At 43.1% G+C, this 12,471-nt stretch carries 10 protein-coding genes; 8 read left to right on the forward strand and 2 right to left on the reverse strand.

All coding sequences use genetic code 11. The features are described from left to right. Window positions 1-98: 98 nt before the first annotated feature. The 3 genes from msrB to AC3E6G_RS00705 all read left to right on the forward strand — a co-directional run bounded on the left by msrB (window position 99) and on the right by AC3E6G_RS00705 (window position 4,506). The gene (gene msrB, locus AC3E6G_RS00695) at window positions 99-1,034 is read left to right on the forward strand and encodes a peptide-methionine (R)-S-oxide reductase MsrB (protein WP_490700262.1); all 936 of its coding nucleotides are present in this window, start codon (window positions 99-101) and stop codon (window positions 1,032-1,034) included. 494 nt (window positions 1,035-1,528) lie between these two features. Next, a complete protein-coding gene (locus tag AC3E6G_RS00700) occupies window positions 1,529-2,806 on the forward strand; it encodes a CapA family protein (RefSeq protein WP_233436518.1) in 1,278 nt (425 codons plus the stop codon). A 17-nt stretch (window positions 2,807-2,823) separates the two neighbouring features. Continuing rightward, window positions 2,824-4,506, forward strand: a complete 1,683-nt coding sequence (locus tag AC3E6G_RS00705; protein WP_490700263.1) for a MutS-related protein — start codon at window positions 2,824-2,826, stop codon at window positions 4,504-4,506. Window positions 4,507-4,598: 92 nt separating this feature from the next. Here the strand turns inward: AC3E6G_RS00705 and AC3E6G_RS00710 are convergent, their stop codons facing one another. Continuing rightward, window positions 4,599-5,474: an AraC family transcriptional regulator gene (locus tag AC3E6G_RS00710; protein ID WP_129270043.1), complete on the reverse strand. Its 876-nt coding sequence runs from the start codon at window positions 5,472-5,474 to the stop codon at window positions 4,599-4,601. A gap of 248 nt (window positions 5,475-5,722) precedes the next feature. Here AC3E6G_RS00710 and AC3E6G_RS00715 point away from each other — a divergent pair, with 248 nt between their 5' ends. The 5 genes from AC3E6G_RS00715 to AC3E6G_RS00735 all read left to right on the forward strand — a co-directional run bounded on the left by AC3E6G_RS00715 (window position 5,723) and on the right by AC3E6G_RS00735 (window position 11,773). Next, window positions 5,723-6,556 carry a Cof-type HAD-IIB family hydrolase gene (locus AC3E6G_RS00715; RefSeq protein ID WP_129270045.1) on the forward strand — a complete coding sequence of 278 codons (834 nt, stop codon included), beginning with the start codon at window positions 5,723-5,725 and terminating at the stop codon, window positions 6,554-6,556. 52 nt (window positions 6,557-6,608) lie between these two features. Beyond that, a complete protein-coding gene (locus AC3E6G_RS00720) occupies window positions 6,609-7,241 on the forward strand; it encodes an SGNH/GDSL hydrolase family protein (protein ID WP_129270047.1) in 633 nt (210 codons plus the stop codon). Between the two features lie 334 nt (window positions 7,242-7,575). Continuing rightward, on the forward strand, window positions 7,576-9,351 hold the full coding sequence (spxB, locus tag AC3E6G_RS00725; protein WP_490700264.1) for a pyruvate oxidase: 1,776 nt from the start codon (window positions 7,576-7,578) through the stop codon (window positions 9,349-9,351). A 110-nt stretch (window positions 9,352-9,461) separates the two neighbouring features. Beyond that, complete coding sequence (locus tag AC3E6G_RS00730; protein ID WP_129270049.1) at window positions 9,462-9,809, forward strand: VOC family protein; 348 nt, start codon at window positions 9,462-9,464, stop codon at window positions 9,807-9,809. Window positions 9,810-10,333: 524 nt separating this feature from the next. Then, a complete protein-coding gene (locus AC3E6G_RS00735; protein WP_490700265.1) occupies window positions 10,334-11,773 on the forward strand; it encodes a 6-phospho-beta-glucosidase in 1,440 nt (479 codons plus the stop codon). 114 nt (window positions 11,774-11,887) lie between these two features. Here the strand turns inward: AC3E6G_RS00735 and AC3E6G_RS00740 are convergent, their stop codons facing one another. Beyond that, window positions 11,888-12,421: a hypothetical protein gene (locus AC3E6G_RS00740; protein WP_490700266.1), complete on the reverse strand. Its 534-nt coding sequence runs from the start codon at window positions 12,419-12,421 to the stop codon at window positions 11,888-11,890. Between the last annotated feature and the right edge of the window lie 50 nt (window positions 12,422-12,471).

Here is a 12,471-nt window from a genome sequence, read left to right on the forward strand (position 1 = left end):
TGATGCAGAATCCTTGAAAATCTGAGGCTCTTGGATTATGATGGAGCTAATAGATGTTAAGCGTTCCTCTTAGGGAATGCAGGAAGCGAGGAAAAAAGATGGCAGAGATTTATCTAGCAGGTGGCTGTTTTTGGGGCTTAGAGGAGTATTTTTCTCGGATCCTCGGTGTAGAAAAGACGACGGTGGGCTATGCCAATGGCCAGGTAGAAACGACCAATTATCAACTGATCAAAGAAACGGATCATGCAGAGACTGTACAAGTTATCTACGATCCAGACAAGATTACTTTACGCGCAATTCTGCTCTACTATTTCCGGGTGATCGATCTCTTGTCCGTTAACAAGCAGGGAAATGATCGAGGCCGCCAATATCGGACAGGTGTCTATTACCTAGACGAGGCGGATCGTCAGGTGATCGCCCACCTGTTTGCGGAGCAAGAAGAGCAACTGGGGCACAAGATCGCGGTGGAGCTAGAGCCCTTGCGTCACTATATCTTGGCTGAGGACTACCACCAAGACTATCTCAAGAAGAATCCTGGAGGCTATTGCCATATCGATGTGACGGATGCAGCCCAACCCTTGATTGATCCGGCAGCCTATCAGAAGCCAGATCAAGAAACCTTAAAGGCGAAACTGACAGCAGAACAGTACCAAGTCACTCAGGAGAGTGCGACGGAGCGTCCTTTCCACAATGCCTACGATCAGACCTTTGAAGAGGGCATCTATGTGGATATTACGACTGGGGAGCCTCTCTTCTTTGCTAAAGACAAGTTTGCGTCTGGCTGTGGATGGCCAAGTTTCTCCCGTCCCATTGCCAAAGATGTCATCCACTATTACCAGGACCATAGCCATGGGATGGAGCGAATCGAAGTTCGTTCCCGCTCAGGCAATGCCCATCTAGGCCATGTCTTCACCGATGGACCCAAAGACCAAGGTGGCCTTCGCTATTGCATCAATTCGGCCTCACTGCGCTTTATTCCAAAAGAGGAAATGGAGCAAGAAGGTTATGGTTATTTATTAAAGGCTTTGAAATAAGAGGGCCTTTCTATTAAATCGAAAAACGGAGTTTATGATGAAAAATAGAAATTTGTGGTTAACAATTTTTTCACTTTCGGCCTTTTTCCTAAGTCTTGTCATGGTTTCGATTAGCTTGTCCAAATCAAACGATAAGAAATGATGATCGATCATTTATATGAATTAATCAACTGTGCAGGAGTAGGACGATGAAGCGTTTCTAAACAATGGCGCTTCTGTCCTGCTCTCTTTTTTCTCTTCTTAAAATTTGTGATACAATGAAGAGAAAGCATTTCAATGAATACTAGGTTTGATATGGGTTTAGTGGCTCATTGTATAAACCTGAGATGAGAAAGTTGAAATGTTAGAGAAGTGTGAGAATGTAAAAGGTAGCATCAAGATGCTAGGGAGAGGCCTTTGACAAGTGCAAGAGAATTGAATAGGAAGAGAAGATGATGAAGAATTGGAAGGATCTCTTAAAGAGATGGAGCGAGCTTGGGAAAGATATCCTCAGGATGCTCAACGACTGGCTTGATATTGGCTTGGGAAAGGTGACCGCTTTCCGCCTGACCAACGAACAGTTTGTCTATGGTTTGCTGATTACAGTATTTGCGGCAGCAAATCTGGTCTTGTGGGTTCAAAAATGGAATGGTTTTCCCATTACAGCGCTAGAAATGCCGGAAGTCGTTGAAAAGCAAGAAGAAATTCATCCGGATCAGTTACCGCATACGGCTCGGATCATGGCAAATGGAGATCAACTCTATCATGACTTGATTTATATGAGCGCCGCCAAGGAAGATGGAAGCTATGATTTTTCTGAGAATTATCACTATGCTCAGGAATGGTTAAAGCAAGGAGATCTGGTCTTGGGGGATTTTGAAGGGACCATTAATCCGGATTATGGGCTTTCGGGTTATCCGATTTTCAATGCCCCTGGGGAGGTAGTTGCTTCGATTAAGAAGGCAGGCTATCAGGTGATGGATCTGGGACATAACCATATCCTCGATTCTGGCTTGGAAGGGCTGTTTTCGACTGCCAAGGCTTTTGAAGACGCGGGGATCCAAACGGTTGGTGTCTACCCACATGAGACGCGGGATCAAGCCCCTATCCTAATCAAGGAGGTAAATGGGATCAAGATTGCGATTTTGGCCTATTCCTACGGGTTTAATGGGATGGAATATAATCTAGAACAAGAGGACTATGACAACCGTCTATCGGATCTCAATGAGGAGCGGATGCGTCAAGAAATCCAAAAAGCGGAGATGGAAGCGGACATGACCATTGTCATGCCTCAGATTGGAAATGAATATGAGTTAGAACCAACAGAGGAACAAAAGGAGCTATACCATAAGATGATTTCTTGGGGTGCGGATATCGTCTTGGGTGGTCATCCTCATGTCGTCCAGCCTGCTGAGATTGTGGATAAGGATGGGCAACAGAAATTGATCATTTATTCTATGGGGAATTTCCTTTCCAATCAGCGGATGGAAACCATGGAAGGGATAGACAATGCCCAATGGACCGAACGGGGTGTCCTGATGGATATCACCATTGAGAAGGTAGGGCGTAAGACGCGGATCAAAACGGCCACAGCTCATCCTACTTGGGTCAACCGGACGCCAAAGGACAGTTATTCTCCTGAAGGCTATGAACTCTATCATTTCCAGACCTATATTTTGGAGGACTGGATTGAAGGCGGCAAGTATCGGGACCAATTGGATGACGAAACAAAGGCGCGTGTCGATACAGCCTACCAGGAAGTAAAGGAACGTGTGAATCTGAATTGGCAATAGGAAGGGAGGATTAAGGAATGGACAAACTGGAGTGGTTACCAATTGGATTTGTTGGACTGATTATCATTATGGTTCTAACAAATCGGATATCAACGATTCGTCTGAGAAAAAATTTAGCCAAGGCTTGGGAGGGGAAACCTTTTTTTATAAAAAATGATAGTGAAGAGAGTTTAGTGGAAACGATGCTTTTGGCATCTACATTCCAGCCAACGGATAGTCAAGTAGATGGTCAAACTTGGCATGATTTAGACATGCATAGAGTCTTTGATCAGCTGAACCATACACAGTCTAGTATTGGGGCAGAGGCCTTGTATCAGAAGATGCGTTTGATAAACTTTCAACCAGATGCATCTTTGCAGGAGTTAGAAGATTTCTTTGAACATCACACGGATCTTCGTCTGAAGGTTCAGGTTGTTATGAACCAGTTAGGAAAAAAGAACCACAATATGGCTAGAAGTATTGTGGCGAATCCAGGGAAGCAAGATTCGAGGATTTATCTTTCTCTCTATATTTTTTTAGCGTGTTTGCCAGTCCTCTCTCTTTTCTTTCTTCCGTTTTTTAAAATTCAAGCCATGTCAGTCTTGATAGCGAGTGTGACGTTTAATATCATTTTTTCGAGCATTCGGAATTGGTCGAATAAACTGCGCTTGGATCAAGTTAGTTACTTGGTTCGTATCTTTGCTTCAGCGGAAAAGCTGAGCCGTCTAGCACTACCAAAACAAGAAACCCTCAAACAGGCTGTCCAACCATTTAAGAAGACGAAAGTCATTTCCAGCATCTTACAAAGTCCAACAGGAAGCTCCGAGATGGAAATTATCCTGATTTACCTTAATTTTCTTTTCTTAATTCCGCAGATTGCCCAAATCTATATCTACCAGCAAGTGAGGACTCATCAGAAAGAAGCGCAGGAAACAATCAATCTTTTGGGCGAATTGGAAGTAGCTATCAGCCTTCTACGCCATAAGCGTGATGGTGATTTGATTTGTCATCCCAATTTTAAGGAAGAGACTGGGATTAAAGGAAAGGGGATATACCATCCTTTACTAGCAGATCCGGTTGCTAACGACGTTAGTTTTGAAAAGAATATGGTGATTAGTGGGGATAATGCCTCCGGGAAATCCACTTATTTGAAAATGGTAGCCATTAACTGTATTTTAGCGCAGGGCTTGGGCTTCGCTTATGGTGACAGTTTGGAGCTTTCTTATGGACATGTCATGACCTCTATGGATGTCAGCGATGATATCGAGGTTGGAGATAGTTATTTTATTACAGAGAGCAAAACGATCCTCCGAATGATTGAGAGTCTGGAAAAGTCAGGTTTTCATTATTTCTTTATTGATGAACTCTTTAAGGGAACCAATACCATTGAGCGAATTGGGTCTGGCTTAGGGATTGTCCGCTGGCTATCGAGACACGATTGCCTGTATATGATTTCGAGTCATGATATTGAGCTAGTTGCGGCATCTGGTGCAGTCAATGATAATTATCATTTTGACAGTCGCTATGTTGACGGGAAAATTGTCTTTGATTATCAGATAAAGCAGGGGGCTACAGTAACGAAGAATGCGGTCAATACATTAAAAAGCCTTCATTTTCCTTCAGAAATCACTCAAACTTCCCAAGAATTAATTGGACAATATGAAAAGACAGGGAAATGGTCTTTGAATAGAATGTTGAGTGATAAAGAGGAAGGTTGCTAGGCTTTATCAGACCTTCTGTTGTAAAAAATTAAAAGCACATAAAACGCAAACTTCACTTGTGTTTTATGTGCTTTTATTGTTTGATCTATTGGTTAAAGACAAGCTTTTCGGTATTGGCTTGGAGTGACCTGATAGTATTTCTTGAACTGGCGATTAAAGTTTGAGAGGTTGTTGAAGCCAGATTGGCTCGCGATATCAATGATTGCCTGATCGGAATGCTGGAGGAGATGGGCCGCTTTTTTCAGCCGATATTGAATGATGTACTCCATACAAGAGAGCCCTAATTGTTTCTTAAAGAAATTCATGAAGTGGGTCGGGCTAAAATGGCACAGCTCTGCCAAATGCTCGATCATGAGCTCCTCTTGGTAATGGTTCGAAATATGGTCGAGGACCAAACGGATTTTTTCTTCTCTCCGGTAAGCGTCCGTTGAGAACTTCTTCTCGACGATATAGTTGTGAGAGAAGAGGAGATAGAGGAGTTCATTGAGCTGGGATTTAAGTCGGAGTTCATAGTAGGGTCCTTGTTCTCTTCCGTTTGCCATACAGGTTAAGAGGCTCTGTTTGATTTCTTCGTAACCGGGTGATTGGGCTTGAATGCGTCGGACGAATTCAAAATCCCCATTGTAGAGGGGTTGTAAATATTTTAGGGTGGCGATATTTTTATGGGTAATCCCAATCAGGTCCAGATTAAAATGCAGGACATCCATAGTATGAGAAGAACTCTGGATGGGGTGGATGGAGTGGAGGGCATTGGGGCGGATCAAAATAATATCACCAGTCTGACTATTAAAATATTCATAGTCGATATGGAACTGAGCAGTCCCTTCATTGACATAAATAATCTCAATATCGGTGTGCCAGTGAAATAAGATATCTGGCTGTCCATTTTGTGTTCTAATCTGTCTGATTGAAAAAGGGAAATCGCTATTGGGAAAGGATGTTTGGCGGTATAAGGTCTTTGTGTTCATGCCTACCTCTTAGATCTTTTTCGGGAGTAGCAGACGTTTTTACCAGGTGTGTGAAAGGGTCTGCTAGTTACTCATACAGGGAAAATCTACTATCTATATTATAATAAAATTGGACCAAAAATTAAAGAGGATTTGTTGGAATTTCTTAAATTTTAAGGAAGGAGGAGAGGTGTGATTTATGGGAGAGAAGGCTCCAAAATGATGAGGGAATGGTGTATAATAGGGGAAAGATGGAAAGAGGTGGCGGTATGCTACAAATGATTGCGACAGATATGGATGGCACTCTGATGGACGAGCAAGGAGAAGTAGATCATGAGCGCTTGAGCCGCATTTTGGATCAGCTAGACCAAAGAGGGATTCCTTTTGTCATTGCGACAGGGAATGGCTATAGCCGTATGGCTCATGTATTGGGAGACTTGAAAGATCGCGTCACCTTGGTGCTGGCCAATGGGGCACGGATATTAGAGAAGGGGAAGCTCATCCGAGAGTGCAGCTGGCCGGAAGAGCTGGTGCAGGAGGTCTTGCATTATCTAGAAGGCCGAGAAGAAGAACTTCATCTGGTCGTTAGTAGCTTATCGGGAGGCTATGCCAAGAAAGGAACAGAGTTTCCTCTTTTAGAGCAATTGATGACGCCGGAGTTAGCAGCTGCTTTTTACAAACGGATGGGCTTTGTGGATGATTTGGCCCATGAACATGGCGAGCAAGTTTTGAAGCTAAGTGTCGTCACTGAGACTGAAAAAGTCGAAGCCTTTGTGCAGGAGTTACGAGAAAAGTTTGGAGAGCGCCTGCTTCCAGCAGCTAGTGGCTATGGGGCCATTGATATTCTGCAACCGGGTGTCAATAAGGCTACAGCCATTCAATTCTTAGAAGAACGCTGGGGCGTGGATGGTGGGCACTTGATGGCATTTGGCGATAGCCAAAACGATGTCGAGATGCTTGAGTTAGCGACCTATTCCTATGCAATGGAAAATGCGGATCCCCATGCGCGACAAGCAGCCCGCTATACGGCACCTTCTCATCAGAATCAGGGGGTCTACGAAGTCATCGAAGCTTACTTGGATGGAAGGCTCAGCTTCGACTAGGCGCCTATCCTACCTTGCACAGTTTCTACTATACGAATCGAAAGGAGCCTTTATGGCTGTACAATTATTGGAGACCTGGCTGTTGAAAGAACAGGAAAAAATACAGAAGAATTACCGAGAACTGAATCACAATCCTTTGAGGGAACCCGATATTCTTTTTATAGGAGACTCTATCGTCGAATACTATCCCCTTCAAGAGTTGCTGCTGACGGATCAGTATATGGTGAACCGGGGGATTAGAGGCTACAAGACAGACCTCTTAAGAGAGCATCTAGATGCCCATATTTTCGGTCAAGCAGTGGATAAGGTTTTTTTGCTGATTGGAACTAATGACATTGGTAAGGAAATGCCCCTGTCGGAAACCATTGAAAACATGAGCATCATCCTGCAGGAGATGGTGCGGCTCTTGCCCTTGGCGCAAATCAAACTCGTTTCGGTTCTTCCTGTGAATGAGGGAGAGCCCTACAAGGGGACAGTTTATATCCGGACCAATCAGAAGATTCAGACCTTGAACCAGGCCTACCACGAATTGGCCCAAGGGATGATAAATGTTGAATTTATCAATGTTTTTGACCATTTGCTTGGAGAAGATGGTCAGCTCAAGCCGGCTTATACAACAGATGGTCTTCATTTAACAATTGAAGGATACAGGGTCTTGAGTAAGGCTCTTCAAAGAGAAATATAACCCATCCTAGCAAGGAAAATGATTTTCCAGCTAGGATTTTTTATGCTTTCTATAAAACAGTTCGGGAAAACACTTTATTTTGTACTAATTCTACAACAAGCAAAAACCTTGTCCTTATGCGGTTTATGACTTCTGTTATAAAATAGTTCGCGGAAACAGAACAGATTTTTGCTTTGTGTTATGTAATAGTTCCAGGTGTTCGGTGAGCATATTCTTATACAAGGACAATAAAACGTGATAAATTGATATAGTAAAGTTATTTGAAACGTTTTCACTCTTTGTCGAATTCAGTTCAAAGACTGACAATTATTTTTATTGAAGGAGAGTTATCATTATGACTCAAGGGAAAATTACTGCATCTGCAGCAATGCTCAACGTATTGAAAACATGGGGCGTAGACACTATCTACGGTATCCCATCAGGAACACTTAGCTCACTCATGGACGCTTTGGCTGAAGACAAAGATATCCGTTTCTTGCAAGTTCGCCACGAAGAAACAGGTGCTCTTGCAGCGGTTATGCAAGCTAAATTTGGTGGTTCTATCGGTGTTGCAGTTGGTTCAGGTGGACCTGGTGCAACTCACTTGATCAATGGTGTTTACGATGCAGCTATGGATAACACTCCATTCCTTGCTATCCTTGGATCACGTCCAGTTAACGAATTGAACATGGATGCCTTCCAAGAATTGAACCAAAACCCAATGTACAACGGTATCGCTGTTTACAACAAACGTGTAGCTTACGCAGAGCAATTGCCAAAAGTAATTGACGAAGCTTGCCGTGCTGCTGTTTCTAAAAAAGGTCCAGCCGTTGTTGAAATTCCAGTAAACTTTGGTTTCCAAGAAATCGACGAAAACTCATACTACGGATCAGGTTCTTACGAGCGTTCATTTATCGCTCCTGCTTTGAACGAAGTTGAAATTGACAAAGCTGTTGAAATCTTGAACAATGCGGAACGTCCAGTGATCTACGCTGGTTACGGTGGTGTTAAAGCTGGTGAAGTGATTACTGAATTGTCACGTAAAATCAAAGCACCAATCATCACAACTGGTAAAAACTTTGAAGCTTTCGAATGGAACTACGAAGGTTTGACAGGTTCTGCTTACCGTGTTGGTTGGAAACCAGCCAACGAAGTTGTCTTTGAAGCAGACACAGTTCTTTTCCTTGGTTCAAACTTCCCATTTGCTGAAGTTTACGAAGCCTTCAAAAACACTGAAAAATTTATCCAAGTAGATATCGACCCTTACAAACTTGGTAAACGTCATGCCCTAGACGCTTCAATCCTTGGTGATGCAGGTCAAGCAGCGAAAGCAATCCTTGACAAAGTGAATCCAGTTGAATCTACTCCATGGTGGCGTGCAAACGTGAAGAATAACCAAAACTGGCGTGATTACATGAACAAACTCGAAGGTAAAACTGAGGGTGAATTGCAATTGTATCAAGTTTACAATGCAATCAACAAACATGCTGATCAAGACGCTATCTATTCAATCGACGTAGGTGACACTACTCAAACATCTACTCGTCACCTTCACATGACACCTAAGAACATGTGGCGTACATCTCCACTCTTTGCGACAATGGGTATTGCCCTTCCTGGTGGTATCGCTGCTAAGAAAGACAATCCAGATCGCCAAGTATGGAACATCATGGGTGACGGTGCATTCAACATGTGCTACCCAGACGTTATCACAAACGTTCAATACGACCTTCCAGTTATCAACGTTGTCTTCTCAAATGGTAAATATGCCTTCATCAAGGACAAATACGAAGACACAAACAAACACTTGTTTGGTTGTGACTTCCCTAATGCTGACTATGCGAAAATCGCTGAAGCTCAAGGAGCTATTGGATTTACAGTTGACCGTATCGAAGACATCGACGCAGTCGTTGCTGAAGCTGTTAAATTGAACAAAGAAGGTAAAACTGTTGTTATCAATGCTCACATCACTCCACATCGTCCACTTCCAGTAGAAGTACTTGAGTTGGATCCAAAACAACACTCAGAAGAAGCTATTAAAGCCTTCAAGGAAAAATACGAAGCAGAAGAACTCGTACCATTCCGTCTCTTCTTGGAAGAAGAAGGATTGCAATCACGCGCAATCAAATAATTTCTCTTGTGGAAAATCAAAAGTAAACATTGTAGATTTTATGCTTTGATTTTCTTAGAGCAGAACTTGAAAAGATCGGAGCTATCCGGTCTTTTTCTGGAGGATAGTAAATGAATTTAAATCAATTAGATATCATCGTTTCAAATGTTCCCCAAGTATGTGCTGACTTGGAGCGTATCTTGGACAAAAAGGCGGACTATGTTGACCAAAGTTTTGCTCAGTTCACGATTGGCAGTCACTGTCTCATGTTATCCCAAAACCATTTGATACCTTTGGAAAATTTCCAGTCAGGAATCATTCTTCACGTTGAAGTTGAGGATGTAGAGCAGAACTACCAACGGTTGAAAGATCTTGGTATCCAGGTTTTAAATGGTCCAGCTGTAACTGATTGGGGAACCGAATCCCTGCTAGTAAGTGGTCCAGCAGGTCTAGTGATTGATTTTTATCGTATGAAATAGGAGGCGTGGTCATTTAACGCCAACCTTAGCTATTCTTAAAATAGAATTTGAGAAAATGAACTATAGAAAAGATCGGAGCCATCCGGTCTTTTTTATTAAAGACAAAATCTTCTTTGAAACTTTCCTTAGGTGAGTACGGACGTTAGGTGAAATTATCCAGTGGATGATTTCAGCAATCCAGGAAGTTCCATGACTTAGTTTTGAACCTAAAGTTTCAAAACTCCCGAGTGCTAGAAACAATCGTGTTTCTAGCACTTTTCTCACGGCGGAAAGTTTCAGTAGATGATTGAATAATTCTAACGAATAAAATTTTTCTATTTTAACAGAATTTATTAGATTTAAGAAAGACCAATATTATATTTGGCAAAAGAGTATGCATTTTAACAGATCGGATTCGTCCGATCTGTTTTCTTGTATGAGTGTGGTAGATACCTTAGAATAGTATCAGTTTTTCCTAGGATGTTGTAAGATTTTCGGGTTAGAGAAGGGTATAATAGAACTATCAAATCAAGTGAGGTAGAGAGATGACCGATAAACTTCAATTTCCAGATGGTTTTCTTTGGGGTGGGGCGACGGCTGCTAACCAGTGTGAGGGAGCTTATAATGAAGATGGCCGTGGCTTGACCAATGTGGATGTGGTACCGATTGGTCCTGATCGTCACGCCATTATTACGGGTCAGAAAAAGATGTTCGACTTTGAAGAGGGCTATTTTTATCCGGCTAAGGATGGCATTGATATGTACCATCGCTACAAGGAAGACATTGCGCTCTTTGGGGAAATGGGCTTTAAAACTTATCGCTTGTCCATTGCCTGGTCTCGGATTTTCCCGAAAGGGGATGAACTGGAGCCAAATGAAGCAGGTCTACAGTTCTATGAAGACCTCTTTAAGGAGTGCCACAAGTATGGCATTGAACCCTTGGTGACCATTACCCACTTTGACTGTCCCATGCATTTGATTACTGAGTATGGAGGTTGGCGCAGTCGCAAGATGTTGGAATGTTATGAACGTCTCTGCCGGACCCTCTTCACTCGCTACAAGGGCTTGGTCAACTACTGGCTGACCTTCAATGAAATCAATATGATCCTTCATGCGCCTTTTATGGGAGCGGGTCTCTGCTTTGAAGAAGGGGAGAATGAGGAGCAAGTCAAATACCAGGCGGCTCACCATGAGTTGGTCGCTTCAGCCATTGCTACCAAGCTAGCCCATGAGATTGATCCTAACAATAAGGTTGGCTGTATGTTGGCAGCTGGGCAAAACTATCCGCATACCTGTGCTCCGCGAGATGTCTGGGCTGGTCTAGAAGAAGACCGCAAGAACTATTTCTTCATCGATGTGCAGGCGCGTGGGGAATACCCAAACTATGCTAAGAAAGAGTGGGAGCGTCAGGGAATCACGGTTGAGATGACCGAGCAGGACCTTCAATTGTTGAAAGACCATACAGTGGACTTTATTTCCTTCTCCTACTATGCCAGTCGGGTCGCTTCAGGGGATCCAGCTGAAAGGGAGAAAACAGCAGGCAATATCTTTGCCTCTCTGAAGAACCCCTACCTAGAAAGCTCAGAATGGGGTTGGCAGATTGACCCTCTTGGTCTCCGCATTACCCTCAACACCATCTGGGATCGTTATCAAAAGCCTCTGTTTATCGTAGAAAATGGACTAGGCGCCGTTGATACTCCAAATGAAGCCGGGGAGATTGAGGATGACTACCGGATTAACTACCTGGCAGCCCACATCAAGGCCATGCGGGATGCCATTCATGAAGATGGTGTTGTCCTCTGGGGCTATACGACTTGGGGCTGTATTGACCTGGTCTCTGCCGGGACTGGAGAAATGAAGAAGCGCTACGGTTTTATCTATGTCGATCGGGACAATGAAGGCAAGGGAAGCTTGGCCCGCTCACGTAAGAAATCCTTCTATTGGTACAAAGACGTCATTGCGACCAATGGGGCTTCTGTTGAATAAAAGTTTTCGGTCCTTGCTGGCCGACTCTCCCCTATAAACTAAAAAGCTTAGAATCCCAACCACAAGCTGGGGTCCTAAGCTTTTTGTATGTAGTTAAACCAAGTCATTATGGATTTACTGGTCGTAGTCTAAGACATTGTTCTCGATGACAAACTTAGATTCAGCGGAAATGTTGGCTTCTCCTAGTTGCAACTGCGAACTTCCGTCTGGCTTCATGATGTGCCACTGGCCGTCCTTGTGGGCAAAAATAGCCTGAAATGTGACGTTATCACTCTTGTCTCGAATGGGTAGAACAAATGCTTGATCTGTATTCTCTAGGAGAATCTCTTCCTTTTTTTCAAAGTTATAGATATAAAATTGTCCAGTTCTCTGTCCCAAACCATGAAATTCATCGACTTTTTGCCAATTTTCAAAATTTTTCTGAACTAGGGATTCATTAAAAACCTTGTTGAAGGTTTCGTTGCGTTTCTTCGTTTCTTCCTCGTCTAGTGTTTTCTGAAACTCTGCAACCTTTTTAGTCGTTTGGATGTTTTGTCTGTTTTGCTCTCTAATTTGGTGTCGGTGGATGACTCGCATCATTCTTCCAGCAACGCCCAGGATAACGAGAATGGATACAAGGCTGATTTTCGTTTTGGCATTTTTTTTCATAGATGATTCTCCCTATTCTGTCATTGGTCCTATTATACCCTTTGAAAGAA

It is taken from the genome of Streptococcus sp. SCPM-O-B-23252 (M501) (genome assembly GCF_058200355.1).

Excerpts from the sequence above, each read along its gene's own strand:
- spxB (WP_490700264.1), top strand. The coding sequence starts at position 7,576 with ATGACTCAAGGGAAAATTACTGCATCTGCAGCAATGCTCAACGTATTG.
- AC3E6G_RS00705 (WP_490700263.1), top strand. The coding sequence starts at position 2,824 with ATGGACAAACTGGAGTGGTTACCAATTGGATTTGTTGGACTGATTATC.
- AC3E6G_RS00740 (WP_490700266.1), bottom strand. The coding sequence starts at position 12,421 with ATGAAAAAAAATGCCAAAACGAAAATCAGCCTTGTATCCATTCTCGTT.
- AC3E6G_RS00715 (WP_129270045.1), top strand. The coding sequence starts at position 5,723 with ATGCTACAAATGATTGCGACAGATATGGATGGCACTCTGATGGACGAG.
- msrB (WP_490700262.1), top strand. The coding sequence starts at position 99 with ATGGCAGAGATTTATCTAGCAGGTGGCTGTTTTTGGGGCTTAGAGGAG.
- AC3E6G_RS00720 (WP_129270047.1), top strand. The coding sequence starts at position 6,609 with ATGGCTGTACAATTATTGGAGACCTGGCTGTTGAAAGAACAGGAAAAA.
- AC3E6G_RS00730 (WP_129270049.1), top strand. The coding sequence starts at position 9,462 with ATGAATTTAAATCAATTAGATATCATCGTTTCAAATGTTCCCCAAGTA.
- AC3E6G_RS00710 (WP_129270043.1), bottom strand. The coding sequence starts at position 5,474 with ATGAACACAAAGACCTTATACCGCCAAACATCCTTTCCCAATAGCGAT.
- AC3E6G_RS00735 (WP_490700265.1), top strand. The coding sequence starts at position 10,334 with ATGACCGATAAACTTCAATTTCCAGATGGTTTTCTTTGGGGTGGGGCG.
- AC3E6G_RS00700 (WP_233436518.1), top strand. The coding sequence starts at position 1,529 with ATGCTCAACGACTGGCTTGATATTGGCTTGGGAAAGGTGACCGCTTTC.